Source organism: Plantactinospora siamensis (genome assembly GCF_042434095.1).
GTDB lineage: Bacteria > Actinomycetota > Actinomycetes > Mycobacteriales > Micromonosporaceae > KBS50.
On record NZ_JBHLUE010000017.1, the window covers coordinates 45,707 to 72,447 of the forward strand.

Consider the following 26,741-nt stretch of genomic DNA (forward strand, 5'->3'; position numbering starts at 1 on the left):
CCTGGTCGAGCGTCGGGAGGGGCGAGCCCGTCCTGATCAGCCGCCGAGCGTCATTCCGTACGCAGGCCGCCCGGCCGGGTCAGCCGCCAGAGCGCCGGCAGGCTGCCCGCCGTCACCAGCAGCACGGTGCCGGCAGCCAACCCAGCGGCGGCGCCCACCACCGGCCAGGACACCGCGAACGGCACGGTGACCAGGCGCAGCAGGATCGCGCCGAGCGCCAGTCCGAAGCCGACCGCGAGGACCAGGCCCAGCCCGACCGGCACGGCGGCCTGCCAGAGCACCGACCAGCCCAGGGTGGACCGCCGGGTGCCCACCGCCACCAGCATGGCCAGTAGCCGGCGCCGCTCGCGCAGCTGTTCCAGCACCGCGACCAGCATGCTCGCGCCGATCAGCAGCAGCGTGAGCACCGCGCCGGCGTACAGGCCCCGGCGGATCGAGTCGAACTTGCCGACCTCCCGGGTGGCCGACAGCTGGTTCACGGCGCCACCGTCGTACCGGTCGAGTTCGGCCGCGATGTTGCGGAGCCGCTCGATGGCGTCTCGGTCGGCCGGATCGGTGCGCAGGAAGGCGCTGACTCCCGCGATCAGAGCGATCCGACCGACATCTATGGCCCCAGGTGTGACCAGCAGCTGCGTCTCGGCCCAGCCGGCCGGGTCGGCCCGGGCCGGCACGTGCGGCACCGCCGCCGGCACGGTCCAGGCGACGTCCTGACCGACCAGCAGCCGCTGGCCGGGGCGCAGCTCCAGCGGCGCAGCTCTCTGCTCGGGCGGCCCGTCGGCCGCGAACACCTGGCCGTCGGCGCAGCCCGGCAGCACGGCGAATTCGGACAGCGCCGCGCAGTCCCCGACGCGCAGCCCCAGGAGATCGCCCGGACCGGTGGCGTCGCGCGCGTCGACCCGCAGCGTCGCGGTGCCGCCCGTCACGCCTGGGGCGCCGAGCAGACGGTCCTCGACCACCCGCGCGCCGGACGCGGCCGGCACCTCAACCTCAACCTCGAGGGTGGCCCGGGAGGGATCCTGGCCGGTGCGGGTGGTGGACTCGGTCTGGGCCACCGCGAACAACATCTGCAACCCGATCACCCCGGCCACCGCCACGGCGAGTCCGCCGACCAGCCGCGCCGAGCCGCCGCTGTCCGCCTGCAGTCGCCGGACGGCGAGCTGCCAGGCCACCGGCCCGCCGCGCAGCGGGCGTACGACCGCCTCGACCAGCCAGGGCAGCAGGGTGACGGTCCCGATCAGCAGCAGCGCCGCGCCGGCCGCCACCTGGTAACCGGCCCGGCGTCCGTCGCCGTCGCGGATCGCACCGAGCAGCGGGTACAGCAGCGCGAGCCCGCCGGCGACCGGCAGCAGCCGCCACCCCAGCCGGCGCCGCCCCGTGCCGGCCCGGCGGGTCACCCCCAGCGGCTCGACCAGCACGCCGCGCAGCGCCACCAGCGAGGCCGCGACGGCCACCAGCGGCACCGCCAGCGCGATCACCGCCACCAGAACCGGCGCGGGCCGCACGTCCGAGGCGTACACGCTGATGTCCCACAGGGTGACCAGCGGCACGAGCTGGCGGCCGAGCGCGAAGAGCGCGCCGCCGACCAGCAGCCCGAGCCCGGCCGCGGCCGCCGCCTCGCCCGCGGCGATCCGGCGGGTCATCGCCGCGTCCGCGCCGACCAGGCGCAGCGCGGCCAGCCGGCGGTCCCGGCGCTCGCTGCCGAATCGCACGGCCGCCGCCAGGAAGACCGCGATGGGCAGCAGCAGTACGACGAAGACGACGGCCACCAACAGGATGAGAACCGGGCCGAGTCCCTCCCCGGAGTCACCGCCGCCGAACGAGTCCACCCGGCTCGCCCGGTCGGTCGTCAGCGCGTCGCTGCCCAGATAGAACACCAGCTCACCGGGGCCGGCGAGACCGTCCCGGCCGACCGTGCCGACCACCTTGGCGCCGCGCAGCCGGGGCGCGAACAGCGCGCCCTCCGGCGAGGCGAGCAGCCGACGGAGCGCGGGGGACACGACCGCCTCGCCGGGCCGGGGCAGCGCCGTGAGCCCGGGCGGCACTGGGGCGTCCGGGCCCTCCGCCTGGAAGATCCGCCCACGCACGGACCGGTTCCGGAAGGGCGTGTCCACGTTGGCCACCAGCAGGGTGTTCGCGGCCCGCGGGATGGGCTCGCCGAACCGCGTGTTGTCGCGCGCGTCGGTGCGGGCGCCGTGCGCGCTCAGCGCGCCCGGTACGGCGGCCGCGAGCAGCAGCAGGGCCACCCCGATCCCGACGCCGAGCGCCGTGAGCACCGTGCGGGTCCAGCCGTCCCGGCCGCCGGTCACCGCGAGCCGGGCCCCGAGCAACAGGTCGGTCACGCCCGCACCGCCAGGTCCGCGCGGGTGCGGCCGTCGCGGACCACGACCTCCCGATCGGCGTACGCGGCCACCCGCGCCTCGTGGGTGACCAGCACGACGGCGGCACCGGTGTCCCGGGCGGCCGCGGTGAGCAGCCGCATCACCCGCTCGCCGTTGAGCGAGTCCAGCGCGCCGGTCGGCTCGTCGGCGAACACCACCCGGGGGGCGGTGACCAGCGCGCGGGCCACGGCCACCCGCTGGGCCTGACCGCCGGAGATCTCGCCCGGCCGCTTGCCGGCCACGTCGCCGACCTCCAACCGGTCCAGCCACTCGGCGGCCCGGCCTTCGGCGGCCCGCCGGTGCACCCGCTCCAGCCGCAGCGGCAGGGCCACGTTTTCCAGGCAGGTCAGCTCGGGCACCAGCTGGCCGAACTGGAAGACGAAGCCGAACTCGCGGCGGCGCAGCGCGCTGCGTTCGGCGTCCGGCATGGACCGCAGGTCGCGACCCCGGTAGCGCACCTCGCCGGAGTCCGCCGGCACGATCCCGGCGAGGCAGTGCAGCAGGGTGGACTTGCCGGAACCGGACGGGCCCATCACGGCCACCATGTCGCCGGCGTCGACCCGCAGCGAGGCGCCGGCCAGCGCGGCGGTGGTACCGAAGGACTTGTGTACGTCCTCCCCGACCAGCAGCGGCTCGGCGCCAGCCGGCGCGGACCCGGGCTCGGCGGGCGCGGACCCGGGGCCGGGCGGCGCGGACCCGGCGTGCGGGGCGGTCATGCCTTCACCCGCGCGGCCAGCTCGTCGAGGCGGGCCGCGGTCAGCTCCAGCCACCGCAGGTCGGCCTCCAGGTGGAACAGCGCGTGGTCGCAGATGAGCTGCTCGGCGAGGTCGTCTGCGGACTTGCGCCGGGTCAGCTCGCGCATCATCCGCAGGTGCTCGGCGCGCTGCACGTCCAGCAGGTCGGCCGCGGACCGGCCGGTGAGCAGCGCGAGGACGACCTTCGTGTAGAGCACGCTCTGCAGGTACGCGTCGGGCTTCTCCGGGACGGACAGCCAGCGGGCGACGTCGGTGACCCCCGCGTGGGTGATCGCGTAGCGCTTGCGCTCGGGGCCGCCGCCCGGCTCCACCGCGTCCACCTCGACCAGCCCGCTGCGCAGCAGCCGGGACAGCGTCGCGTAGACCTGGCCGAACGGCAGCGGCCGGGCCTGCCCGAACCGCTCGTCGTAGCTGCGCTTCAGGTCGTAGCCGTGCCGGGGACCGGCCTCAAGCAGGCCGAGGAAGGTCTGACCGATCGTCATGCCGACCACTATACACATCGCGTATACACATCGCGTGTAGTTCCCCGGCCCGGTCCGTCGAGGGAACCGGAACGGCTCAGATCGGGGCTTCGGGCACCTCGGTGTCGGGGGTGGGGTCCGGGCTAGACCGGCCGCGCAGTCGGGCGACCAGCCGCATCAGGTGGTAGACGGCCAGGGCCGCGGCCGAGCCGAGCGCGATGCCGTTGAACGACAGGTCCCCGGCGGTCAGGGTGTAGTTGGCCGCACCGATGATGACCGCCACGGCCGCGGTCATCAGGTTCACCGGATCGTGGAAGTCGACCCGGTTCTCCAGCCAGATCCGCGCGCCGAGCACGGCGATGAGGCCGTACAGCACCGTCGTGGCCCCGCCGAGCACGCCCGCCGGCACGGTCAGGATCAGCGCGCCGAACTTCGGACTCAGCCCCAGCAGCACGGCGGCCGCGCCGGCCACCCAGTAGGCGGCCGTCGAATACACCCGGGTCGCCGCCATCACCCCGATGTTCTCGGCGTACGTCGTGGTGCCCGAGCCGCCGCCCGCGCCGGCCAGCATGGTGGCCAGCCCGTCGCCGAGGAACGCCCGGCCCATCTCCCGGTCCAGGTTGCGCCCGGTCATCGCGGCGACCGCCTTGACGTGTCCGGCGTTCTCCGCGATCAGCACCAGGATCACCGGCACGATCAGCGCGATGGCCCGCCAGCCGAAGCTCGGGGCGTGGAACCGGGGCAGCCCCACCCAGGCGGCCTCGGCCAGCCGGTGGGTGGCGGCCGGGTCGAGCCCACCGACGGCGGCCGCGAACAACCAGCCCAGCACCACACCGAGCAGGATCGACAGCCGGCCGAGGAAGCCCCGGAACGCCACCGTGGCCAGCAGGATCGCCGCGATGGTGACCACCGCGACGCCGGGCTGAGCGCGTACCCCGCCGTTGCCGCCGCCGTTCCAGGCCGTGGGCGCGAGATTGAGGCCGATGAGCGCGACGATCGCGCCGGTCACCACCGGCGGCATGAGCGCGTCGATCCACCGCGCCCCCACCGCCTGCACCAGCAGGCCCACCACGGCCAGCAGGGCGCCGGTGACCAGGATCCCGCCCAGCGCCGGGCCCAGATCGCCGCCGGCCTTCGCCGCCAGCACCGGCGCGATGAACGCGAACGACGAGCCGAGGTACGACGGCACCCGGCCGCGGGTGAGCAGCAGGAACAGCATGGTGCCCAGGCCGGAGAAGAACAGCGTGGTGGCCGGCGGGAAGCCGGTGATCAGCGGAACGGTGAAGGTGGCCCCGAACATGGCGACCACGTGCTGGACGCCCACCCCGACGGTGCGCGGCCAGGACAGCCGCTCGTGCGGGCCCACCACCGCCCCGGGTCGGATGGTCCGGCCGTCGCCGTGGACCGCCCAGCCGAACGGTCGGGCGGGGGACTCGCTGGTGGTCTCGCTCATCTGGCGCGCACGCACCCTTCTGGTTCCGGATCGATGGGGGCGCGGACGACCCGTACCGTTTCTAGCAGCCCCGCCCCGGCCGCACGAGGAACAGGTGCAGGTTGCGCGGGCCGTGCACGCCCTCGACCCGGTCCAGTTCGATGTCGCTGGTGGCCGACGGCCCGCTGATCCAGGTCTGCGGACGCCGCGGATCGAGCCGGGCCAGCGCCTCGGCCACCGTGCCCACCACCTGGTCGGCGCGGATGACGCACAGGTGCAGGTCGGGCAGCAGGCTGATGGCCCGCCGCCCCTGCCCGGGACCCGCGTCGAGGACCACCGTGCCGGTGAGGGCGATCGCCACGGCCGCCGCGGTGAGCACCCCGGCGGCCCGGTCCAACCGGTCCGCCGGCAGCGGCGGGTCGTCCACCTCGACGGCGAGCCCGGCGTGCCACTCCGGCGGCAGGCCGGGCGGCACGACGAGCCGGCCGTGGCCCGCTCGCCCCGTCCCGGCGTCGGCGATCCCGGCGTCGGCCGTCCTGGTCGCGGCCGTGCCCGCTTCGGCCGTCCTGGTCGCGGCCGTGCCCGCTTCGGCCGTCCTGGTCGCGGCCGTTTCGGCGTCCGCCGTCTTCGCCGTCGCCGGCGTCCCGGGCGTGGCCGCCTCCGCCACCACCGCGGCCAGCGCGGACGGCAACTCGCGCTCCGTCACCCGGTGCACGGTGGCCCGGTAGTCGGCGGCCCGCTCGGCGAACAGGTCGAGCACGTCCACGCCGGGTCCGAGGGCCCGGCGGTAGTCCCGGGGCACCTCGGCCGGCCGCGGCCGATCGGCCAGCGCGCCCCGGAGCCGGCGCAGGATCTCCGCCCGCGCATCCCCGCCAGCCGGATGGCGCACCGGGCGGTCACGCGTCGGGTCGCTCATCCCCGGTTCCTCCGCCACCAGCGCCGGAACGACTCGCGGGCCGGCGGGGCCAGATCCCGGGCCCCGAACCAGGCGCCCAGCCAGCCCGGGCCGCGCAGCCGGAGCCGCCGCCGGCCGCCCAGCAGCCCGCCGGCCACCCGCTGCACCGCGGCGAGCCGGCCGGGCCGGTCCAGCGTCGCGGCCGCGGTGGCCAGCGCGGCCCGCTCGGCCAGGTGGCCGCGCTGCCGGTCCACCACCCGGGCGCGCAGGTGCAGCAGCACCTCGGGGATGTCGATCCGTACCGGGCAGGCGTCGAAGCAGGCGCCGCAGAGCGAGGAGGCGAAGGGCAGCGAGGCCGTCTGCTCGTCCACCGCGTGCTGGTTGATGCCGCGTAGCTGCGGGGTGAGGATCGCGCCGATCGGGCCCGGGTAGGCCGAGCCGTACGCCCGGCCGCCGGTGCGCTGGTAGACCGGGCACACGTTGAGGCAGGCGGAGCAGCGGATGCAGCGCAGCGCCTGCCGGCCGACCGGGTCGGCCAGCGTCCCCGACCGGCCGTTGTCCAGCAGCACCAGGTGGAACACCTGCGGCCCGTCGCCGGGGGTGACCCCGGTCCAGGTCGAGGTGTAGGGGTTCATCCGCTCGGCCGTGGACGCCCGGGGCAGCAGCTGGAGGAAGACCTCCAGGTCGCTCCAGGTCGGCACGACCTTCTCGATGCCGAGCACGGTGACCAGCACGGGCGGCAGGGTCAGGCACATCCGCCCGTTGCCCTCGGACTCCAGCACGACGATCGTGCCGGTGTCGGCCACCGCGAAGTTCCCGCCGGAGACCGCGACCGGCGCGCGGAGGAACTTCTCCCGCAGGTGCAGCCGGGCGGCCTCGGCCAGCTCGGCCGGCCGGTCGCCGATGCCGTCCGGGGCGGGCCGGCCGACCCGGCCCATCTCCCGGACGAAGACGTCCCGGATCTGTCCCCGGTTGTAGTGGATGGCCGGAACCAGGATGTGCGACGGCAGGTCGTGGCCGAGCTGCACGATCAGCTCGGCCAGGTCGGTCTCCCACGCCTCGATGCCCTCGGCCGCCAGGGCCGCGTTCAGCTCGATCTCCTGGGTGGCCATCGACTTGACCTTGACGACCTCCCGGGCGCCGTGCGCCTTGGCGATGCCGGCCACGATCGCGTTGGCCTCGGCGGCGTCCCGGGCCCAGTGCACCGTGCCGCCGGCCGCGGTGACCGCGGCCTCCAGCTGTTCGAGCAGCTCCGGCAGGTCGGCCAGGACCCGGTCCTTGATGGCCGCGCCGGCCCGGCGCAGCTCCTCCCAGTCCGGCAGCTCCGCGACCGTGCGTTCGCGCTTGGCCCCGATGGTGGCGGTGGCCCGGGCCAGGTTGGCCCGCAGTTGCGGGTCGGCCAGGGCCGCCCGGGCGGTGCGCGGGAACGGCGGCATGCCGAGGAACGTCGGATGCCCGCCGCCGGTCGCGCCGCCGCCGCCGGTCGCGCCGTCGGTGGTTGCGCTGGTCGCGCCGCCGGCGCCGCCGCCGGTCGCGGCCGCGGTCATGGCGCCGGCTCCGTCGCGGCCAGGATCTCCGCCAGGTGTACGGGCCGGACGGGCGCCCCGCGCCGGGACAGCAGCCCGCCGATGTGCATGAGGCAGGAGGTGTCCGCGGCGGCCAGCAGCTCGGCGCCGGTGTCGAGCACGTCGTCGGCCTTGTCGTCGCCCATCGCCACCGAGGTGTCCGGGTTCTTGACGCTGAACGTGCCGCCGAACCCGCAGCACTGCTCGGGGTGGGTCAGCGGCAGCAGGTCCAGGCCGCGCACCTCGGCCAGCAGCCGCGCCGGCCGGTCGCCGATCCGCAGCATCCGTCGGGAGTGGCAGGTGGTGTGCCAGGCGACCCGGTGCGGGAACGAGGCGCCCACGTCCGTCACCCCGAGCACGTCGACGAGGAACTCGCTGAGCTCGTACACCGGGGGCGGCGTGCGGTCCGGCCGCAGCACCGGGTGCTGGTGCCGCACCATGGCCGCGCAGGACGCGGATGGGGTGACCACCGCCGGGTAGTCCGCGAACACCTCGGCGAACCGGTCCACCAGCGGCTCGCACTCCCGGCGGTAGCCGGAGTTGAAGTGCAGCTGGCCGCAGCAGGTCTGGCCGAGCGGGAAGTCGACCGTGACGCCGAGCCGTTCCAGCAGCGTCACCGTGGCCCGGCCGACCTGCGGGAACAGCGTATCGTTGAAACAGGTCACGAAGAGAGCGACCCGGTCGGGCGGTTGGTCCGCGGTTGCCACGTCGTCACCTCCCGGCGCCGGTGGCAGGTGATCGCCACCCTACGTCCGGTTCAGCCGACGTGCACGTGCGGCCGCCGGCGGCGGTCCGGCTCGGCCTGCCGCAGCACCTCGCGGGTCACCACCGCCACCTCGCCGTCGCCGAAGAAGAGATAGCGCAGCAGGTGGGCCACCGGGTTGCCCTCGGCCCAGTCGAAGTAGACATGCGGCAGCCGGCCCGTACGGTCGCGCAGGTGCAGCAGCAGCGCGGCGATCGCGTTGGCCACGCTCGGCCCCTCGATCCGCAGGATGTGGTACCCGTACCGCTCCTCGCCGTGCACGGTGAGGTGCGCCTCGAACTCCGACGGGTCCCGCACCGTCACCTCCATGAACAGCACCGGCTGGTTTGGCCCGAGGTTGTTGTCGGCGCACTCCTCGGCCGCCTTTGCCCGGTATTCGGACTCGTCCCGTCCCTGCGGCTCGTTCGCGAAGATCCGCAGCTCGCCGTGGGCCGCGGCCTCGTCGACCAGCCGGCGCGCCGGTTTGCTCAACGACACCTCGCTGATCCGCAGCTCGGTGGCGCGCAGCGCGCGGGACAGCAGCGAGGTGCCCACGATGCCGAGGATGAACAGGGACGCGATCTTCACCCCGTCCGGCCGTTCGAAGACGTTGGCGGCGGTGGTGTAGACCAGCACCGCCGTGATGGCCGCGAAGGCGATCACCTGCCGCCGCTGCCGGCGCCGCCGGGCCGACAGCGTGACCGCCACGGCGGCCGAGGTGATCAGCACCAGGACTCCGGTGGCGTACGCCCCGCCCTGCGCGGTGACGTCGGCCCGGAAGACGATGGTGATCAGGAACGAGATGCCGGTGAGCACCAGGGTGAGCGGTCGGACCGCCCGGGCCCAGTTGGGCGCCATGCCGTACCGGGGCAGATAGCGGGGGATGAGGTTGAGCAGGCCGGCCAGCGCCGAGGCGCCGGCGAACCAGAGGATCAGCACGGTGCTGAGGTCATAGACCGTGCCGAACCCGTTGCCGAGATAGGCGTGCGCCAGGTACGCGAGGGCGCGGCCGTTGGCCCGCCCGCCCGCGGCGAACTCGGGCGCCGGGATCAGCATGATGGTGACGACGCTGCTGGTGACGAGGAAGACGCACATGATCAGGGCGGCCGTGGTGAGCAGCCGGCGGGCGCCGCGGATCCGGCCCTCGGGACGGCGTGGCTGCTCGCCGCGCTTCCCCCGGATCAGCGGCATCACGGCCACGCCGGTCTCGAACCCGGAGAGCCCGAGCGCGAGCCGGGGGAACACGACCAGCGCCACCAGCGCGATGCCCAGCGGGTGCGGGTGCTGCCGGAACAGGGCGACCTTCCAGGCGGCCAGCGCGGCCGGGTGGGTTAGCAGCTGCCCGAGGGACACGGTGATGACCACGGCGTTGAGCGCGAGGTAGACCCCGACCAGCGCCACGGCGATGCCGATGGCCTCCCGGAAGCCGCGCAGGAAGACGGCGCCCAGCAACGCGATGAGCAGCAGCGTCAGCGGCACCTGGGCGCCTCGCAGCCCGCCCGGCAGGTACGGGTTCTCCAGGACGTGCGCGGTGGCGTCGGCGGCCGACAGGGTGATGGTGATGATGAAGTCCGTGGCCGCGAAGCCGAGCAGGACCAGCACGAAGAACTTCCCGCTCCACCGCGGCAGGATCCGTTCCAGCATCGCGATCGAGCCCTGGCCGTGCGGGCTCTCCAGGGCCACCCGGCGGTACACGGGCAGCGCGCCGAGCAGCGTGAGCGCCACGAGCACCAGGGTGGCCAGCGGGGCGACCGCGCCGGCGGCCAGCGCCGCGATGCCGGGCTGGTAGCCGAGCGTGGAGAAGTAGTCGAGGCCGGTCAGGCACATGACCTGCCACCACCGCCGCTGGTGGGCCGGCTCGGGCGCCGCGTGCGGGCCGCTGTGCTCGGGGCCGAGTCCCTGCAGCAGCCAGCGCTGGACGGGTCGGGCGGGCCGGCGGGCTCGGCGCGCCTTCGTCCGATCCACCCGTCACGCCCCCGTCGCCGCCCGCCGGCCCGCCGCCGGCCGCCTACCCGGCCAATCGTCACAAACCGGAGGCGGCGGGGGAGCCGAAACGCGCGGGGCCGACGTAGCCCGCTTTGCCCTTCGATAGGAACAACCGCGACCTCGCGCGCGAGCCGCCCGCCACTCGCGCAGGATCGCGCTCGCGCAGGATCGCGGGGAGCTATGGATCAGGCGGGGTCGGCGCGGTGCGCGCCGGCGGTGTCGCGCCTGCCGGCGCCACCGGGGCCCGGGATCGGGGTCCACGCGAAGGCGAGCGCGCCGCCAAGGATCCCCAGCAGCAGGCCCACGAGGAAGCCGCCGAGGTTGGAGGTGAGCCAGGAGGCGAGGGCGAGCACGACGGCCAGGACCGAGTAGAACAGTCGCTGTGCGGGGTTCACCAGCAGCAGGACGCCGCAGAGCAGCAGCATGAGCGGCACCAGGTAGGCCGCCAGACCCTGCGGGCCGACGTGCAGGATCACCGGCAGCGGCGCGCGGACCGAGGTCAGGATCTCGGCCGCGCCCAGGATGACCAGCAGCGCCCCCCAGAAGGGCCGGGACCGTCGCCAGGAGCGCCAGGCCAGCCGGACGCTACCCGACCCGGTGGTGGCGGCCGGGTGCCCGGCGCCGTCCGGCGGCTTCGCGTCACCCGCCGCTTCGGCGGCTGGCGGGTCGCCTTCGGCTTGGGTGGCCGGCGGGTCGGCCGCGGCATCGCCGGCCGGCGGGTCGGCCGCGGGCTCAGGGCGCGGGTCGACCTCGCCGGGGCGGCCGTCCAGGGGCTCAGCAGCCACTGTCGGTGAAGCTCATCCGCAGGTGCGGCAGGCTGAACGCGGCCGCGGTCGTGGCGTAGTTGTTCTGTCGCAGGTCGAGGATGGTGACCGTCCGGGCCTGCTGGGCGAAGACCCCGGGGTTGCCCTTGACGCCCGGCACCCGGTCCAGGGTGCTCGCGTCCTGGCCGATGTCGATGTCGTCGAAGGACGCGTTGCCGGTGATCGAGTCGGAGTCGACCACCAGGGTGTGCGCCGTTACGGCCTTTCCGTTGTCGCCCGCCGTGATCTTCAGGTTCATCCCGCCGAGGCTTACGCTCTGGCAGAGATTGGTGAGTTCGGCCCGGTCGATGGCCGACACGATGAGCACCAACTGCCCTCCGGTGTCGCCCTCGTTGGGGCTGTTCTCGATCATGTGGTCGAGCGTGGCGAACTGTTCAAAACCCGTTCCTGACAGCTTGTCCGCGGTGACCGTGAACGGCATGCCGGAAACCGAGAACTGGGCGGCCAGGACGCCCTGCGCGGTCAGCATCGCCAGTGCCCCGCCGGCCACGCCGGCGGTGAGCAGCATGCCGGCGAAGCGCCGCCAGCGCACCTTGCCGGGAGCCCTCGATCCGGAAACATCGGCGGAAGACATGAGGCCCCCTTTGATCACTTTCACGGCAAGGATCGGCGGGGTCGTCCGGAATGGTCGTCGGCCGATGCGGTCCTTGTGGTTTCGGCGGCGCTTCCGAGCGACTCCAATACGCTGGAAGTTACCGCTCGGTACCACGTCGGTCAATAGCTTGAAACAACGATCAAACAAGATCGCGATCAATTTTAAAATGATCAGAAACCTCGCTGATTTCTGACCTGCGACGATATCGTCAGGACGGCGCGGCGCACGGGGCGGTGGCCGGGGAACCGCCGCCGTCCGCCGCGGTGATGGCCTCTCGGGCGGCGCCCGACCGGCCGAGGAAGGGCACGGCCATGAAGTAGGTCAGCGTCGGCAGCAGCGCTGGGAGGTCCGCCACCCGGCCGGCCGCAACCCGCCGGTGGATGGTCGCGTAGATCCCGCCCACGACGGATCCGACCAGCTCGTCCGGCGCCGCGACGTCGGGCCTGGGCCGTGCCTCCGCGAAGAACGCGTGGAACTTCTCGAGCAGCGCGTCCCGCTCCCGCCGGGCCGCGGGGCCGACGGCATCGATCTCGACGATGGCCATGGTGGCGAAGGCGGGCACGCTGGCCAGCACGTCGAGCAGCACCCGCAGGGCGCGGCGGGCGCCGTCCCGCCAGTCCGCCGCCTCCGCGTACGCCGACTCCATCATCCGCAGCAGCACCCCGGTCCCGTGCCGATAGGTGGCCAGGAAGGCGTCCTCCTTGCCCTCGAACAGCGCGTAGAAGGCGGGGCGGGTGACGCCGGCGGCCTGGCAGATGTCGCTCACCCGGGCGTTCGCGTACCCCTTCTCGGCCACCGTGTGCACCAGGCCGTCGAAGAGGCGGTCCCGCTGCGTGGCGGCGACGACCTCCGCCGGCTGGCGCCGCGGCCCGCGCTTGATCGCCCGGCTGGGGTCCCGCCCCTCGCGGGCGCCCGGCAGGGGGGCGGTCGAGTCGGAGGCGCCGCTGAAGATGGCCGTGGACATCGATCTCCCTGAGTCTGATGTGCTTGACTTTGCGACTCTCCGAGGTTTATAACTTCCCCACGGTCAGTCCCGGAGGCGACACCAGTGGTAACCGGGGACCGGGACCAACATGTGCCGAGGGAGGGCTGATGGTCCTCAGTATGGCCGACGGTCTCTCGACCACCAAGGCCGGAAAGCGACAGGTGACGCGGCGCAGCCGCGGCGCCACAGCCTGAGCCCACGGTCAGTCCCGCGGCGGCTTCCGACACGCCAACCAGCTCATCCGGGCCCGGACACGGGCCGGCTCCGCCCTGCGCTGGCCGAAACCCGCCAGCCTGCCGAGCCGGCGCAGCGGATCCCGACCGCCCTGAACCGGTCCACCCGCCCGGCCGCGATGCCGCACGTCCAGGGGCAGCCCGGCCGGGCCCGCCATCGCGCACCCAGCACAGGTGAGGAGCGAACATGACAGTGGGCCTTCGGGCTGCCCTCCGCGGACGGTCGCAACGCCGTCGTCTTCGGCCCGAACAACACCTCGCTGGCCATCGACCCGAGCCTCGCCGAACTCACCGCCGCGATAGCCGCCTCCGGCGGCTGACGTACACGTCCCGGCTCGACCGCCTGCGGCCGCACCGGGCCGATCACCGCCGCTCCATCCAGCCCCCGGACGAAGGGAAGACATCATGCAACGGTACGGACGCCTCGCCGCCGTCGCGGCGGGCACGCTCCTCGCCGTCGTGGCCGCCGGTCCGGCGGTCGCCGCCGGCGGATCCACCCAGGCGGTCGACGTGCTGACGTACGGCAGCGCCGGCGGGACGAACGTCCCGGTCGGCGACGTGGCCAACGCCAGCCTGAAGACCGGCACCACGGCAAACTTCTACTCGTCGGCGACCGGCACGACCGGGATCAAGTGCTCGGCGTCGAGCTTCTCGGCCACCATCACCGCCAACCCGCCGGCCCCCGGCACGGCCACCGAGTCGCTCACCTCGCAGACCTTCACGGCCAGCAGCTGCACCAGCAACGTGATCGGCACGACCGGCGTCGCCAGCATCACCGTCGGCAACCTGCCGTACGCCACCACCGTGGCCAGCGGCGGCACCGTGAAGATCACGGGTACAGCCGCCAAGCCGATCCAGACCACGATCGTGCTCAAGACGCTGCTCGGCAACATCACCTGCGCCTACCAGGCCAACGGCAACACGTTGACCGGCGCCGCGTCCAACGCGTCGCTGTCGATCAGCTTCACCAACCAGCAGTTCAACCGGACCTCCGGGCCTGGCACCTGCTTCGCCAACGGCTACTTCACGGCCAGCTACGGGCCGATCACGGACGTCAGCCGTACGGGCAGCCCGAACATCTACGTCAACTGACACCCGGGCGGTCCTCCCCGGGCTCCGCTCCGGCGCCGAACAGGCCGTCCTGTTCGGCGCCGGCCGGGGCCGGCCCGGTGTGCGGGGGCGGTGGCCGGTCGGTCGCCGGGACCCGGGAGTACCGCCGCTCCCCGGCGACCGACCGGCGGCCGGTCACCGGCACGGTGACCAGGCGGACCGGGTCGGGTGGCCGCTCGGCCGGGCGCTCGCCCCAGCGGACCCACACGGCCACCCGGCCGGCGGCCGCCTCGGCGAGCAGCTTCGCCACCGACCGGCGCCGGCTCCCGTGGTCGATCTCGATCACCACGGGCCGCCCGTCGGGCCGGGCGCAGGCCACGTCGACCACGGACCGCCGGTGCTCGTACGGCGGCGGCAGCGGCAGCACGCTGGCGGCCCGGCGGTAGACCCGCCAGCCGCGTTCCCGGCCCCAGCCGGCCACCGCCTCGGCCAGCAGTTCGGTCACCTCGTCGGTGCTCCGCTCCAGGAACGTCAACCGGGACAGCCGCTCGGCGAGCGAGGCCGCCACCTCGGCGCCGTCGTCCGGGCCGCTCGTCGTGTCCACCGGAGCATTATGCCGGCGCCCGGCGCCGCACCTTCGGTGGCGTTTCGATCGCTCTCTGTGATCTGGGCCGACGGACGATTAGCGCGAGCGTGAGCTGGGCAACTGCCCCGGTCATGAACGAGCTGAGCGCGCCGGCCGCCCGCGACGGGGCGGGGCCGGAGATCATCGAACCCGTTGGGGCGTCGCGATGAGCGACGCATCGACCGGCACAATCCGCACCAATGTGCCCGCACGGTTGGACCGGCTGCCCTGGTCCCGCTGGCACTGGATGATCGTCATCGGCCTGGGCACCGTCTGGATCCTCGACGGCCTCGAGGTGACGATCGTCGGTAACCTCTCCGGCGCGATCTCCAAGCCCGGCAGCGGCCTGTCGATCAGCCAGTCGCAGATCACCGGCCTGGCCGCGGCGCTCTATGTGGCGGGCGCCTGCGTCGGCGCGCTCTTCTTCGGCTGGCTGACCGACCGGCTCGGCCGCAAGAAGCTCTTCCTCATCACGCTGGCCGTCTATCTGGCGGCCACCGCGCTGACCGCGCTGGCCTTCAACTCCTGGTGGTTCTTCCTGTTCCGGTTCCTGACCGGCATGGGCATCGGCGGCGAGTACGCGGCCATCAACTCGGCCATCGACGAGCTGATCCCGGCCCGGCACCGCGGCCGGATCGACCTGATCATCAACGGCACGTTCTGGGCCGGCGCGGCGGTCGGCGCGCTGCTGACCGTACCGCTGCTCAACGGCCTGCCGGTGAACGTGGGCTGGCGGGTGGCCTTCGGCCTCGGCGTGGTCCTCGGCCTGGTCATCCTGCTGGTCCGCCGGCACGTGCCGGAAAGCCCGCGCTGGCTGTTCATCCACGGCCGCGGCGACGAGGCCGAACAGCTGGTCACGGGCGTCGAGCGGGAGGTGGAGCGGGAGACCGGCAAGGACCTGGCGGAGGCCGACCAGACCATCACGATCCGGCAGCGCAAGTCGATCGGCTTCCTCACGATCGCGCACACCCTGTTCGCCCGCTATCCGCGGCGCGCGATCCTGGGCTTCTCGCTCTTTATCGGGCAGGCGTTCCTCTACAACGCCATCACCTTCGGGTTCGCGCAGATCCTCGAGACGTTCTTCAAGGTGCCGTCCGGCAAGACCGGCTACTACTTCGCGGTGATCGCGCTGGGCAACCTGGCCGGCCCGCTGCTGTTGGGCAAGCTGTTCGACACCGTCGGGCGGCGGATCATGATCGCCGGCACGTACATCCTGTCCGGTCTGCTGCTGTTGGGCACGGCGCTGCTGTTCAACGCCGGGGTGCTGAACGGCACCACGATGACGGCCTGCTGGTGCGTGGTGCTCTTCTTCGCCTCCTGCGGGGCGAGCGCCGCCTACCTGACGGTGAGCGAGATCTTCCCGATGGAGACCCGGGCGCTGGCCATCGCGTTCTTCTACGCGCTGGGCACCGCCGCGGGCGGCATCACCGGCCCGCTGATCTTCTCGAAGCTGGTGAGCACCGGCAAGGTGGGAGACACCGTGCTGGCGTTCGTGGTCGGCGCCCTCGTGATGATCGCCGGCGGGATCGTGGCCGCGTTCCTCGGCATCAACGCCGAGCGGAAGTCGCTGGAGGACATCGCCACGCCGCTCAGCGCGGAGGACGCCGGCGACGACGTGCCGCGGCAGCGGACCGGCTCCTCCACCGACCTGCCCTCGGGGGCGGCCCCGGCCTGACCCCGGCGGCCGTACCAGCTCGGAAGCGGCCCGCGCCCCTCGGCGCGGGCCGCTTCGCCGCGCCCGGCCGATACTCGGCGTGTGGGGCGGCCGACGCGCCGGCGACGGCCGCGTGGTGGGAGCGCGCCCGAAATCAATCGGCAAGAATGTTGACGGATTCCGGAAACGGTGGCAAAGATCGATCGGTAGCGGGGGAGGGTTGGTCCGGCACCGCAGGGGTCGCCGGGCGTCCGCCACCCCCGGAGAGGACCGACATGCGATCACCCTTCGGGTGGCGTCCCAGGCGCGGACTTGCCGCACTGGTCGGCATCGGCGCCCTGGTCACCTCGCTGGTGCCGGCGCAGGCCGCCGGCGCCGCGACCGGACCGACCGCCACCACCGGCGCCGCTGGCGCCGGATCCCCCCTCTACCTTGACGCCCACCGCCCGGTCGACCAGCGGGTCGAGGACCTGCTGCGCCGGATGACCCTGACCGAGAAGATCGGCCAGATGACCCAGGCCGAGCGGGCCGCGGTGGACGCCGATCCGACGCTGGTCGCCCAGTGGCAGCTCGGCTCGGTGCTGTCCGGCGGGGGCTCGACGCCGGCCAGCAACACGCCGGCCGCCTGGGTCGAGATGGTCAACCGGTACCAGGAGCAGGCGCTGAGCACCCGGCTGCACATCCCGATGATCTATGGCATCGACGCGGTGCACGGGCACGGCAACGTGTACGGCGCCACCGTATTTCCGCAGAACATCGGCCTCGGCGCCACCCGGGACCCCGGGCTGGCCGAGCGGGTGGGGCACGCCACCGCGGCCGAGGTGCGGGCCACCGGGATCCCGTGGGACTTCGCGCCGTGCGTCTGCGTCACCCGCGACGAGCGGTGGGGCCGCAGCTACGAGAGCTTCAGCGAGGACCCGGCCCTGGTGGTGCGCATGGAAAGCGTCATCGACGGCCTCCAGGGCAGCCGGCCGGGCCAGCTCGACGACGCCGACCGGGTGCTGGCCACCGCCAAGCACTACGCGGGCGACGGCGACACCGAGTACAACACCGAGATCGCCCAGTCGAACGAGGGCAAGCCCTGGTACGACCAGAAGTATCCGATCGACCAGGGCGTCACGGTCACCAACCGGGCCGACTTCGCCCGGATCGATCTGGCCCCGTACGTGGCCGCGGTGCACCGGCACGACGTCGGCAGCGTGATGCCGTCGTTCTCCAGTGTGGACTGGACCGAGGACGGGGTGGGCAATCCCACCAAGATGCACGCGAACCGCGAGCTGATCACCGACGTGCTCAAGCGGAAGATCGGCTTCGACGGCTTCGTCATCTCGGACTGGGAGGGCATCCACCAGATCCCGGACCCGGCCGAGCCGGACAACGGCGGCCTCACCGCGTACAAGGTGCGGACCGGGGTGAACGCCGGCATCGACATGTTCATGGAGCCCAACACCGCCAAGCAGTTCGAGGACCTGCTGTTGGCCGAGGTCAACGCCGGCCGGGTCAGCCAGGCCCGGATCGACGACGCGGTGCGCCGGATCCTGCGCAAGAAGTTCCAGCTGGGCCTCTTCGAGCACCCGTACGCGTCGGCCGACAACGTCGACCAGGTGGGCAGCCCGGCGCACCGGGCGTTGGCCCGGGAGGCCGCAGCGAAGTCGCAGGTGCTGTTGAAGAACAGCGGGAACGTGCTGCCGCTGCGCCGCAACGCCAAGCTGTACGTGGCCGGCCGCAACGCCGACGACCTGGGTAACCAGGCCGGCGGCTGGACCATCACCTGGCAGGGCCAGTCCGGCCAGGACGCCATTCCGGGCACCTCGATCCTGGAGGGCATCCACCAGGTGGCGCCGGGCGCCCAGGTGACGTACAGCGCCGACGCCTCGGCGCCCACCGCGGGCGCCGACGTGGGCGTCGTGGTGGTGGGGGAGACCCCGTACGCCGAGGGCTACGGCGACGTCGGCGGTCCGGAGTGCGGCTGGTGCACCACGCCGCAGCAGGAGGAGAAGTCGCTCAGCCTGCAGCCGGGGGACAAGGCCGTGGTGGACAAGGTCTGTGCCGCCATCGCCAAGTGCGTCGTGCTGGTGGTGTCCGGGCGGCCGCAGGTGCTGAGCGACCAGCTCGGCGAGATCGACTCGCTGGTCGCCTCGTGGCTTCCGGGCAGCGAGGGCGCCGGGGTGGCGGACGTGCTGTTCGGCCGGCGGCCGTTCACCGGCCAACTGTCGGTGACCTGGCCACGGGACGCCGCGCAGGTGCCGATCAACGTGGGTGACGCCAACTACCAGCCGCAGTACCCGTACGGCTGGGGCCTGCGGACCGACGCGGCGCGGGACCGGCTCACCGAGGCGGTCCGCAACGCCCGGAGTGACTCCCGGGATCGGGCGGTCCGCGCCGCGCTTCGGGACCTCACCGACGCGCTGGGCCGCAACGGGTGGACCTCGACCGGTACGCCCCGGCCCGCGACCCTGCGGTCGCTCGCCGCGGCGCTGGCCGAGCTGCGCTCGGCCCGGACGGACACGTCGGCGCTGGCCGCGGCCATCGTCTCGGTGGCCAGGGACCAGGCGCAGGCCGCCGTGGTCAACGGGATCGCGCCGGCGAATGCCGCCAGCCTGATCGCGGACGCCGACCACGCGCTGCAGTCCGGAGACGCGGTACGGGCGTTCACCCTGCTGCGGCGGGTGTCGGCATAATCACCTGTTGGTGACGATCATGGAGTTGTGGTGCCTGGCGAATGCCGCACACCGGTGTTCAACGGACACCACAACTCCATGATCGACAACACGGAGGCGGCCGGCCCGTTAGGGTGACCCGCCATGGGCTCGACCACCCCCGACACGCGCTCGACGGTTCCCGCTGGGCGCCCGACCACCCCCGCCAGCCGGCTGCCCTCGCTGACCGGACTTCGCTGGATCGGCGCCATGCTGGTCTTCGGCTTCCACGTCGGGACCATGCACGTGATCGCCGACCCGGGGATCAAGGTGGTCAGCGACAAGGTCTTCACGCTCGGGCTCTCCGGCGTGCAGTTCTTCTTCATCCTCAGCGGCTTCGTGCTGGTCTGGTCGGCCCGGCCGGGGGAGCGGTGGCGCACCTTCTGGCGGCGCCGGTTCGCCAAGATCTATCCGAACCACGTGGTCATGTGGGCCGTGGTGCTCCTCTTCGGACTCTATCTGGGCCGCGCGCACGACCCATGGGTGGCGCTCACCAACCTGCTGCTGCTGCAGACCTGGACGCCCAGGCTGGGCTGGTTCTACAGCATCAACACCGTGAGCTGGTCGCTGAGCTGCGAGCTGTTCTTCTATCTGTGCCTGCCCCTGGCGCTGCCGCTGGTGCGCCGGGCCCGGGTGGGCGTCCTCTATGGCGTGGTGGTCGCCGTACCGCTGCTGATCCTGGCGCTCTGGCCGGCCCAGCACCTGCTGCCCGCGGCCGACCGGTGGTGGTTCACCCAGGTCTTCCCGCCGGTCCGGTCGCTGGAGTTCTGGCTGGGGGTGGCCGCCGGTGAGCTGATGGCGCGCGGCCGGTGGCGCGGGCCCGGTCTGTGGCCGGCGACGGGGGTCTTCCTGGCCACCTGGGTCGGGTGCGCCACGCTGGTGCCGGCGCAGCTGTGGACCACCCTGCTGGCCGTGGCGTACATCCTGGTCATCGCGGCCGCGGCCGACGCGGACGTCCGCGGCGCCCGGTCCCCGTGGCGCTCCCGGCCGATGCGCTGGCTCGGTGAGGTCTCCTTCGCCTACTACCTCGTGCACGTCTTCGTGGTCACCACCGTGCTGGGCCAGCTCGGCCGGCCGCGCGGCTTCCCCGGCTGGTGGGGCCCGCTCGCCGCGGTCGGCTTCCTGCTGCTGAACCTGGCGCTGGCCGCGCTGCTGCACCGGTTCGTCGAGACCCCGATGATGCGCCTGCTCGGCCCGCGCCGCCGACCGGCGCCGGCGGGCCGGTCGGCCGGGTCGACGCCTGCAGCGGCCGCCGTCTCGCCGCCCGAGCCCCACTCCGTGGCCGCCCAATCGCCCAGCGCGCGTCCCGTGGTTGTCGAGTCGCCGGGCTCGCGTCCCGTGGTTGTCGAGTCGCCGGGCTCGCGCCTCGTGGCCGCCGAGTCGCCGGGATCACCGTCCGTGCCGTCCCCGCGCCGGGCCGCCGACCCTCTCCCTCTCCCGTAACCCCATCCCCACCCCGCGCCCCCGGGCCCACCCCGTGTTGATCACGAGGTTCGCGTCACCGGACGGCGTTCTTTGGCCGCAGCTCTCTTGACCAACGCGCCGCCGGGCGCCGCCGGGCGCCGCTGCGCGCCGTGGAGCGCCGCGGGACCCCGCGGGGCCCCGGGGGCACGAAGGGGCGGGCGCCGCGATCGTCGCGGCGCCCGCCCGGCGGAACGCGGATGTCAGCAGGCGCCGTTGCAGGCGAGCACCTTCAGCCGGTCCAGCGTGCCGTTCCAGACGTCCTGGTCGCCGGGGAACGTCCCCGAGGACGCCCACTGCCAGAAGGAGTACGTGCCCCAGCCGGCCGGCAGCGTGCCGACGCTGCTGGAGTACCGCGCGATCCACAGCGGGTCGTTGGCGGCGAACTGCGAGGTGTTGCCGGTGCAGGTGCTCCACCAGTCGGTGGTGGTGTAGATGGTCGCCCACCGGCCGGTGCGGGCGTGGTACTCGTTCACGAACGAGGCGATCCAGCTGCGCATGCTGGCCTGCGAGAGGCCGAAGCAGGTGGCGCCGTACGGGTTGTACTCGATGTCGAGCGCGCCCGGCAGCGTCTTGCCGTCCTTCGACCAGCCGCCGCCGTGGTTGACGAAGTAGTCGGCCTGGGTGGAACCGGCGGACCGGTCCGGCAGGGCGAAGTGGTACGCCCCGCGGATCATGCCGACGTTGTACGACCCGTTGTACTGCTGCGCGAAGTACGGGTTGGTGTAGCCCGTACCCTCGGTCGCCTTGATGTAGGCGAACCGTGCGCCGTTGCTGTAGGCGGCCGACCAGTTGACGTTGCCCTGGTAGCCGGAGACGTCCATGCCCGGCAGGCCGCCGGGTGCGGCCTGAGCCGGGCCGGCGCCGAAGGCGGTCGCCGCGGCGGCCGTCAGCGCGACGAGCGCCGTCGACAGTCCGGCTCGGGTGAACCGGCGCAGTCGGTGGAACGAGACCATTGAAGCCTCCCAGATGGGGGTGGGCCGCCGGAGCGGCTGCTGGGGGTGAAAGGATCCGCCAGCAATTAGGTCACGCTTGGAACAAAATTTCAATAGTTACATTGAAGATTTTCCCTACGACGATGTGTGGGGCGCGGTCGACCCGGTGACGGCCACGCCGTTGCCCGCGCGGCGCGGCGTGGCGACGCTGCCGTCCGGTCCGGTTCGCGGTAGGTTGGCACGATGAACCGCGCCCTGGCCGACCGTCCGGTCCCGATCGGACGGACGGCGATGCCGGAGCTCGGTTCCCTGATCCTGCGCGCGATCCGGTACGCCACCGGGTTCGCCGCCGCGGCCCTGCTGTTCGCGTTCGGGGTGGACGCCGGCCAGCTCGAGGCCGATCGCGCCGACGCCGCCCGGTCCGCCCCGGCCGCCGGGCAGCCGGCCGGCGCCGCGGCCGTCCTGCCGGGCGGCTGGCTGACCGCAGCGGCCACCGTGGCCACCGTGACCGCCGACGCCGACCGCTCCCTCGCCACCGCCTTCGCCGGGACCATGGTCCGGCCCGTCGTCGTTGCGGTCCGGCCCGCCATCGTTGCGGTCCGGCCCGCCGTCACTGCGGCCCGGCCCGCCGTCGTCGCGGCTCGGACCGCCGTCGTTGCGGTTCCGACCGGCGCGTTCGGCGCGTCCGGCGTGACCGTCCGGTCTGGTGCCGCCAACCGCCATTCCGAGGTCGGACCGGGTCACCCGATTCTGCCGGCCACCGACCGGTCCGCGCGGATCGGCGCCGCCGCACCGTCCGGCACGCGCGTCGGCACGTCGTCCGCCCCCGGGCGTGACCGCTCCCGCCCCGACACCCAGCGGGCACCGCCGCTGCGCTGAGCGGGCGGGCGACCACCGGCCACCGGCCACCGCCGTCACGCCGAGCGGGCGGTCATTGGCCACCGCTGTCGCGCCGCGCGGGCTGTCATTGGCCTCCGCCGCCGCGCCGAGCGGGCTGTCGTTGGCCTCCGCCGCCGCGCCGAGCGGGCTGTCATTGGCCTCCGCCGCCGCGCCGAGCGGGCTGTCGTTGGCCTCCGCCGCCGCGCCGAGCGCGGCGGCCGGCAGCCGTCCGGCGGCCGCCGCACCCGCATCCCGGATCCCCTTGCGTTCCGCGACGTCCGGCCCGCCGGTACGCCGCAGCGGGCGCCCCCCCGTGCCCCGCAACCCGTGCGGTCGATCCCCCATCAGGTGGAGGACCGCTGTTGACCGCCTCATCGAGCCAGAGGTGTCGAAGATGGAAAAGGCCCTGTTCACGTTCGCGGAAAACGTCGCCCAGGCGGCGATGATCTGGCTGGCCCTGATGGGGCTGATCGGCACGCTGGCCCTGTCCCTGTCTCGGCGGGCCGGCCGGAGATCGGGCGGCGACGCTCGGCCCGGCCCCGCCACCGCGGAAGCCGCCCGGTACGCCGGCGAGGTCGCGGTGGCCGCCGAGCGGGCAGCGGTGACCGCCAGCCGGCGCCGAGCGGCCTGGCTGACCGCTCAGGAGGTGCTGGACCGGTCCTGGTCGGCCGTCGAGGAGTCCGCGGCCGAGCTGGACCGGCTGTCGGCCGTACCCGCCTTCCCGGCGCCGGCCACCCTGCGCACCCCCGCCGAGTACGCCGACCGGGAGCGGTACCTGCACCGGGCCGCGATGGCCGCCTACTGGCGAGGGGAGCTGTCGGCGGCGAGTGCCATCGACGCGCTCAGCAACCGCAACGGTTGGGACCCGCGGCTGCACCCGGCCGATCAGGAGCTGGCCCTGCGCCGCGCGATCCACGCCGACCTGCTGACCACGTACCGCTCGGCCGCGGAACGGGAGCGGTCCACCTGGCGGGAGGCCGGCACGGCCCTCGCGGCCGCCCGCAGCCTGCGCGCCGAGGCGTACGCGGCCGCCGAGCGGGCCCGCACGCCGGTCCGGGCCCGGCGGCGGCTCCGGCCGACGCCCGTCCTCCAGCCGGCGTCCGCGAGCCCTACGCCGTCGCCGTCGCCGGCTTCGGCCGGCTCGGCTGCCGCCCGTTGGCGCGCCGCCCGGGCTGGCTGATCCCGTGCCGCTGGCCCGCCCGGGCCGGCTGGTCCCGTGCCGCTGGTCCGCCCGGGCCGGCTGATCCCGGGGCCGCTCGCCGCCCGGCGCCCGGCACGCCGCTCGCCGAACCCCGCCGCCCCTCCCCGCCGCATGCCGGCCCCACCGCCGCCCCGCCGGCCGCCCGGCGATCTTGCACTTTTGGCCGGCCATATGCGCCGAAAGACCCGTTTTGCCGGGGCCAAAAGTGCAAGATCGCGCGGGCGGGGCGGGCGGGCGGGGCGGGCGGGGCGGGTGGGTGGGGGCGGGCGGGGGTGGGGGTTAGCGGCGGCGGGGTGGGGGTGGGGGGCGGCGGGCGCGCAGGGCCAGTTGTCGCAGTCGGCGCTCGACCACCCGGTCGCTGTGCCAGGCGATCCACAGGCAGAGCGCGGCCAGGGGCAGCTCGACTCCCAGCGCCAGCAGCACCGACACCAGCAGGTCCGGGCCGCGCGGGGTGGTCGTGACGTCGAACCAGGCGTCCACGACCAGCATGGTCGCGGTCGCGGCGGCGCCCAGCGCCACCCGGCGGTGCCCGTTGTAAGCCTGGACGGCGGTCAGGGTGAGCGCGAGGACGAGCCCGGCGTCGAAACCCACCCAGGCCAGCCGGTAGTGGACCGTCACGGTGTGCGCCGGCAGGGTGGCGGCGAGGTACGCCACCCAGGGGAGGGTGAACGCGGCCAGCAGGCCGAACACCGGCGCCACCCAGCGGGGAACCGGCCGCACCCCGCCGACCCCGTCCGAGTCGAGGCGTACGCCCGTCTCGCTCATCCCGTGCACCGCCGTTCCGCCGCCGGTGCGAACCGATCGGCACCGCCAGCGAATTCTACTCGGCCGTACGCGTGGCCGCCCGGTGCCGGCGTTACGCCGCGGACGGGTGTGACGGAACGAATGAGCTGTGACGGATGTGGCCGGCGATGCTCCCGTACCGATTCTGCCCGGTCATTGTGATCTCGACGCCTTCGGCCGGATGTGGCCCTCGATCAATCGGATAAACCAACGCCCGAAATCAATCTGGGCAGGCGGTGGAAAACCGGCGGTCTTTCCTTCTCCGACGCGACCCCCGTCACTGTTTTAGCAGCTGGGTGGGGTTGGCAGGAATAAGAGGGGCCAGTAGTGTCGTCGCGTCTGGCCGGTGTGCAGGTCGCCGATCCGGGGACCGCCGGCGCAGATCCGCTTAGTCGTTCACACGAGCCGGGGACCCAATTATTTCGGGGTGAATCCATGGGCATCGCGCCCGTGGTAGGGCGATCTTTCCCGCCCGAATCCGTCAGCTAACCCGGTAGGCGGTTGTGGAAGGAGAACGTTGGTGCACCGCTCGCCCCCGCGGGTTCCCCCGATCCTGATCGCTGTGTCCGCGTCCGTGTCCGAGACCGCTCCGGCCGGAGTGGCGTCCTGATCCGAGGCTGATCCGCCGAGCCAGCTACCCGACGCGAACACGGCTGTTCCACCCCCGCGGCGGCGCTCCCCCCGGACCCCCGCAACTCTGACCTCCCGCCGCCGGCCATCCGGTCCGCGGGACGTTCGAACCGAGCCAATCGAGGTCCGCCCCGGGCACCGTCGCGTGCCCGTGCCGGCCCCGGTCGCACGCGTTTCCGGTACGTGGTCCCGGCGGGGCCGCCGACCCACCCCCGGGTCGGCACGTCCCCTGGAGGAATCCGTGAACCATCCCCGTCCCCAGTTCCCCAACGCGCTGCGCCGGCCCCTTGGCCGGGTCGCCCTGCTCGCCGGCGGCGTCGCCGTCGCGGCCGCCGTGACCGGCGTGTCCGTGACCCTGGCCGGCGGAGCGCCGAACCCGCCCGGCTCGTCGACCGTGGCGGCGGCCGAGATCGCCGCCCCCACCAGCGCGGCGGCCGCCCCCAGCGCCAGCCAGCCCGGCGCCCCCGCCTCCTCGGCGGCGCCCGCGCCCACGACTCCGGCCAGCAAGCCGGCGCCGAGCACGGCCGCGCCCAAGCCGAAGCCGAAGCCCAAGCCGCCCGCGGCCAGGTCGTTGAAGTACGACTACGAGGCCCAGATCACGGGCTGGTACTGCGGCCCGGCGGCCACCCGGATCGCGCTCACCGTGGCCGGCCTGCACCCCAGCCAGGACGCCGTGGCGGCGGCGCTGAACACCACCGAGAACGGCACCGACTCGGCCGAGGACACCACCCGGGTGCTCAACCGGCTGATCAAGACCGACTTCTACTCCACCCGCGAGTTCGCCGGCACGCCGACGTCCGCTCAGGTCGGCCGGCTGCGGACCGACGTGGTGCAGGCGATCACGAGCGGCCACGCCGTCGTGGCCAACATCGTGGGCAGCCAGGTGGACACCGAAGGTGGCTGGCACTACTACGACGGTGGCCACTACCTGACCGTGGTGGGCTACAAGGACAACGGCCGGACGATCAAGATCGCCGACCCGGCGTACGTCAACGGCCAGAGCGAGTACTGGATGGACACCACCGACTTCGCCAACTGGATGGCCAGTCGCGGCTACTCCGCCTGAACCTCCCCGACCCGCCCTCCCGCCGCCCCCTGCGTCGATCATGGGCTTACCGCGGCGCCGAACTCGACAGCTCGCGGTAAGCCCATGGCCCGTCCCAGCGGAGGTGCTCTCGGCGCCGGGCGGCACCCTGGTCCGTGCCGGACCAGCGGATCATGCTTGGATACCGATATGTCTGTTCAGCGTGGCGTGAGTCCCGCCGGCGGCCGGCGGCCGGGTCCGAGCGGCGGCCCGGCGCCAGCGGCCGGAGCTGGACGGTGGGTGTCGGTGGCGAGCCTGCCCGCGCTGGCCCGGGCGTTGCTCAGCGAGGACCTCGGGGGCCGGGATGAGGTGCCCCGGCACGTCGCCGACCGGGTCAGCACGGAGGCCCGCCGGTGGGCGGAGCACGGGTTCGGCGCCGAGGACGTACGGCCGTGGCTGGACCTGCCGCCGGACGCCGCCGCCTACCTGGCCGAGCGCGGCGTCTCGCCCCGGGTGCTGGACCTCCCGGTCTCGCTGGCGCCCGCGCCCATGGCGCTCAAGCTGGCCATCACCAGCGGACGGCTCCCGGTCGAGCGGGCGTACGAGCTGCTGGTGGCCACCGGCGAGCACCGGCCGGCCATGGCGCCGGCGTCGGGGGCGCCGTTCGGCGACGCCGCCCGCACCGTGCCGAACGCCAACGCCATCAGCGCCGCGCCGGGGACGGGCGGCACGCGTGGAGCGCCCACCCGGGACGCCACCGGCGGCGTACCGGCCGCGCCGGCCTGGTCGGGCGAGCCCGATCGGGAACGGCAGCCGGGAGAGCGGCGTCGGACGCCGGTGGCACCGGTGATCTTCTCGCACGGAACGCCCGAAGGTTAGGCGGCGCCGCCCGCCGGCCCGAAGTGAGCCGGGGGATCCCTTTTCCTCGCCTTCCGGGGCGGTCGAGGCC

At 73.9% G+C, this 26,741-nt stretch carries 22 protein-coding genes and 1 riboswitch; of the genes, 8 read left to right on the forward strand and 14 right to left on the reverse strand.

From position 1 onward, the window contains the following. Positions 1-50: 50 nt before the first annotated feature. The 11 genes from ACFFHU_RS20710 to ACFFHU_RS20760 form a co-directional block, all read right to left on the reverse strand. Positions 51-2,339 carry an ABC transporter permease gene (locus ACFFHU_RS20710; RefSeq protein ID WP_377341336.1) on the reverse strand — a complete coding sequence of 763 codons (2,289 nt, stop codon included), beginning with the start codon at positions 2,337-2,339 and terminating at the stop codon, positions 51-53. Beyond that, positions 2,336-3,094, reverse strand: a complete 759-nt coding sequence (locus ACFFHU_RS20715) for an ABC transporter ATP-binding protein (RefSeq protein WP_377341338.1) — start codon at positions 3,092-3,094, stop codon at positions 2,336-2,338. Before ACFFHU_RS20715 ends, ACFFHU_RS20710 begins: the two co-directional genes overlap by 4 nt. Further along, positions 3,091-3,615 (reverse strand): PadR family transcriptional regulator, encoded by a 525-nt coding sequence (locus tag ACFFHU_RS20720; protein ID WP_377341340.1) that lies wholly within the window; start codon positions 3,613-3,615, stop codon positions 3,091-3,093. The genes ACFFHU_RS20715 and ACFFHU_RS20720 overlap by 4 nt, the downstream gene beginning before the upstream one ends. Positions 3,616-3,691: 76 nt before the next feature. Then, positions 3,692-5,047 (reverse strand): uracil-xanthine permease family protein, encoded by a 1,356-nt coding sequence (locus ACFFHU_RS20725; RefSeq protein ID WP_377341342.1) that lies wholly within the window; start codon positions 5,045-5,047, stop codon positions 3,692-3,694. Positions 5,048-5,108: 61 nt separating this feature from the next. After that, positions 5,109-5,942, reverse strand: a complete 834-nt coding sequence (locus tag ACFFHU_RS20730; RefSeq protein WP_377341344.1) for a LutC/YkgG family protein — start codon at positions 5,940-5,942, stop codon at positions 5,109-5,111. Continuing rightward, positions 5,939-7,357 (reverse strand): lactate utilization protein B, encoded by a 1,419-nt coding sequence (locus ACFFHU_RS20735; protein ID WP_377341843.1) that lies wholly within the window; start codon positions 7,355-7,357, stop codon positions 5,939-5,941. The genes ACFFHU_RS20730 and ACFFHU_RS20735 overlap by 4 nt, the downstream gene beginning before the upstream one ends. A gap of 107 nt (positions 7,358-7,464) precedes the next feature. Beyond that, on the reverse strand, positions 7,465-8,193 hold the full coding sequence (locus ACFFHU_RS20740) for a (Fe-S)-binding protein (RefSeq protein WP_377341346.1): 729 nt from the start codon (positions 8,191-8,193) through the stop codon (positions 7,465-7,467). 50 nt (positions 8,194-8,243) lie between these two features. Then, on the reverse strand, positions 8,244-10,193 hold the full coding sequence (locus tag ACFFHU_RS20745; protein WP_377341348.1) for an APC family permease: 1,950 nt from the start codon (positions 10,191-10,193) through the stop codon (positions 8,244-8,246). A 206-nt stretch (positions 10,194-10,399) separates the two neighbouring features. Then, on the reverse strand, positions 10,400-10,999 hold the full coding sequence (locus tag ACFFHU_RS20750; protein WP_377341349.1) for a DUF6114 domain-containing protein: 600 nt from the start codon (positions 10,997-10,999) through the stop codon (positions 10,400-10,402). Next, positions 10,989-11,792, reverse strand: coding sequence for a DUF6230 family protein (locus ACFFHU_RS20755; RefSeq protein WP_377341351.1), 804 nt, complete (start codon positions 11,790-11,792; stop codon positions 10,989-10,991). Before ACFFHU_RS20755 ends, ACFFHU_RS20750 begins: the two co-directional genes overlap by 11 nt. A gap of 49 nt (positions 11,793-11,841) precedes the next feature. After that, positions 11,842-12,597, reverse strand: a complete 756-nt coding sequence (locus ACFFHU_RS20760; RefSeq protein ID WP_377341353.1) for a TetR/AcrR family transcriptional regulator — start codon at positions 12,595-12,597, stop codon at positions 11,842-11,844. 659 nt (positions 12,598-13,256) lie between these two features. On the opposite strand from ACFFHU_RS20760, the gene ACFFHU_RS20765 reads away from it, so the two are divergent. Further along, on the forward strand, positions 13,257-13,943 hold the full coding sequence (locus ACFFHU_RS20765; protein WP_377341354.1) for a Tat pathway signal sequence domain protein: 687 nt from the start codon (positions 13,257-13,259) through the stop codon (positions 13,941-13,943). Here the strand turns inward: ACFFHU_RS20765 and ACFFHU_RS20770 are convergent. Further along, positions 13,936-14,505, reverse strand: coding sequence for a hypothetical protein (locus ACFFHU_RS20770; RefSeq protein ID WP_377341356.1), 570 nt, complete (start codon positions 14,503-14,505; stop codon positions 13,936-13,938). The genes ACFFHU_RS20765 and ACFFHU_RS20770 overlap by 8 nt on opposite strands. A gap of 187 nt (positions 14,506-14,692) precedes the next feature. Here ACFFHU_RS20770 and ACFFHU_RS20775 point away from each other — a divergent pair, with 187 nt between their 5' ends. The 3 genes from ACFFHU_RS20775 to ACFFHU_RS20785 all read left to right on the forward strand — a co-directional run bounded on the left by ACFFHU_RS20775 (position 14,693) and on the right by ACFFHU_RS20785 (position 20,322). Then, positions 14,693-16,201, forward strand: coding sequence for an MFS transporter (locus ACFFHU_RS20775; protein WP_377341357.1), 1,509 nt, complete (start codon positions 14,693-14,695; stop codon positions 16,199-16,201). 254 nt (positions 16,202-16,455) lie between these two features. Then, the gene (locus ACFFHU_RS20780; RefSeq protein WP_377341359.1) at positions 16,456-18,861 is read left to right on the forward strand and encodes a glycoside hydrolase family 3 protein; all 2,406 of its coding nucleotides are present in this window, start codon (positions 16,456-16,458) and stop codon (positions 18,859-18,861) included. Positions 18,862-18,984: 123 nt separating this feature from the next. After that, positions 18,985-20,322 carry an acyltransferase family protein gene (locus tag ACFFHU_RS20785; RefSeq protein WP_377341361.1) on the forward strand — a complete coding sequence of 446 codons (1,338 nt, stop codon included), beginning with the start codon at positions 18,985-18,987 and terminating at the stop codon, positions 20,320-20,322. 221 nt (positions 20,323-20,543) lie between these two features. Here ACFFHU_RS20785 and ACFFHU_RS20790 read toward each other — a convergent pair whose 3' ends face one another. Then, on the reverse strand, positions 20,544-21,296 hold the full coding sequence (locus ACFFHU_RS20790) for a lysozyme (RefSeq protein WP_377341362.1): 753 nt from the start codon (positions 21,294-21,296) through the stop codon (positions 20,544-20,546). 222 nt (positions 21,297-21,518) lie between these two features. Between ACFFHU_RS20790 and ACFFHU_RS20795 the strand changes: the two genes are divergently transcribed. Next, positions 21,519-22,154, forward strand: a complete 636-nt coding sequence (locus ACFFHU_RS20795) for a hypothetical protein (RefSeq protein ID WP_377341364.1) — start codon at positions 21,519-21,521, stop codon at positions 22,152-22,154. Positions 22,155-22,548: 394 nt separating this feature from the next. Next, on the forward strand, positions 22,549-23,334 hold the full coding sequence (locus tag ACFFHU_RS20800; protein WP_377341366.1) for a hypothetical protein: 786 nt from the start codon (positions 22,549-22,551) through the stop codon (positions 23,332-23,334). A gap of 300 nt (positions 23,335-23,634) precedes the next feature. Here the strand turns inward: ACFFHU_RS20800 and ACFFHU_RS20805 are convergent, their stop codons facing one another. Next, positions 23,635-24,120, reverse strand: a complete 486-nt coding sequence (locus ACFFHU_RS20805) for a hypothetical protein (protein WP_377341367.1) — start codon at positions 24,118-24,120, stop codon at positions 23,635-23,637. 393 nt (positions 24,121-24,513) lie between these two features. Then, positions 24,514-24,653: riboswitch (cyclic di-AMP (ydaO/yuaA leader) on the forward strand. Positions 24,654-25,009: 356 nt separating this feature from the next. Between ACFFHU_RS20805 and ACFFHU_RS20810 the strand changes: the two genes are divergently transcribed. Then, positions 25,010-25,834 (forward strand): C39 family peptidase, encoded by an 825-nt coding sequence (locus ACFFHU_RS20810; RefSeq protein WP_377341368.1) that lies wholly within the window; start codon positions 25,010-25,012, stop codon positions 25,832-25,834. Positions 25,835-26,098: 264 nt separating this feature from the next. Further along, a complete protein-coding gene (locus tag ACFFHU_RS20815; RefSeq protein WP_377341370.1) occupies positions 26,099-26,671 on the forward strand; it encodes a hypothetical protein in 573 nt (190 codons plus the stop codon). Positions 26,672-26,741: the final 70 nt, after the last annotated feature.

Coding starts and splice junctions, on each gene's coding strand:
- ACFFHU_RS20715 (WP_377341338.1), bottom strand. CDS start 3,094: ATGACCGCCCCGCACGCCGGGTCCGCGCCGCCCGGCCCCGGGTCCGCG.
- ACFFHU_RS20720 (WP_377341340.1), bottom strand. CDS start 3,615: ATGACGATCGGTCAGACCTTCCTCGGCCTGCTTGAGGCCGGTCCCCGG.
- ACFFHU_RS20725 (WP_377341342.1), bottom strand. CDS start 5,047: ATGAGCGAGACCACCAGCGAGTCCCCCGCCCGACCGTTCGGCTGGGCG.
- ACFFHU_RS20730 (WP_377341344.1), bottom strand. CDS start 5,942: ATGAGCGACCCGACGCGTGACCGCCCGGTGCGCCATCCGGCTGGCGGG.
- ACFFHU_RS20735 (WP_377341843.1), bottom strand. CDS start 7,357: ATGCCGCCGTTCCCGCGCACCGCCCGGGCGGCCCTGGCCGACCCGCAA.
- ACFFHU_RS20760 (WP_377341353.1), bottom strand. CDS start 12,597: ATGTCCACGGCCATCTTCAGCGGCGCCTCCGACTCGACCGCCCCCCTG.
- ACFFHU_RS20765 (WP_377341354.1), top strand. CDS start 13,257: ATGCAACGGTACGGACGCCTCGCCGCCGTCGCGGCGGGCACGCTCCTC.
- ACFFHU_RS20775 (WP_377341357.1), top strand. CDS start 14,693: ATGAGCGACGCATCGACCGGCACAATCCGCACCAATGTGCCCGCACGG.
- ACFFHU_RS20780 (WP_377341359.1), top strand. CDS start 16,456: ATGCGATCACCCTTCGGGTGGCGTCCCAGGCGCGGACTTGCCGCACTG.
- ACFFHU_RS20785 (WP_377341361.1), top strand. CDS start 18,985: ATGGGCTCGACCACCCCCGACACGCGCTCGACGGTTCCCGCTGGGCGC.
- ACFFHU_RS20790 (WP_377341362.1), bottom strand. CDS start 21,296: ATGGTCTCGTTCCACCGACTGCGCCGGTTCACCCGAGCCGGACTGTCG.
- ACFFHU_RS20795 (WP_377341364.1), top strand. CDS start 21,519: ATGAACCGCGCCCTGGCCGACCGTCCGGTCCCGATCGGACGGACGGCG.
- ACFFHU_RS20800 (WP_377341366.1), top strand. CDS start 22,549: ATGGAAAAGGCCCTGTTCACGTTCGCGGAAAACGTCGCCCAGGCGGCG.
- ACFFHU_RS20805 (WP_377341367.1), bottom strand. CDS start 24,120: ATGAGCGAGACGGGCGTACGCCTCGACTCGGACGGGGTCGGCGGGGTG.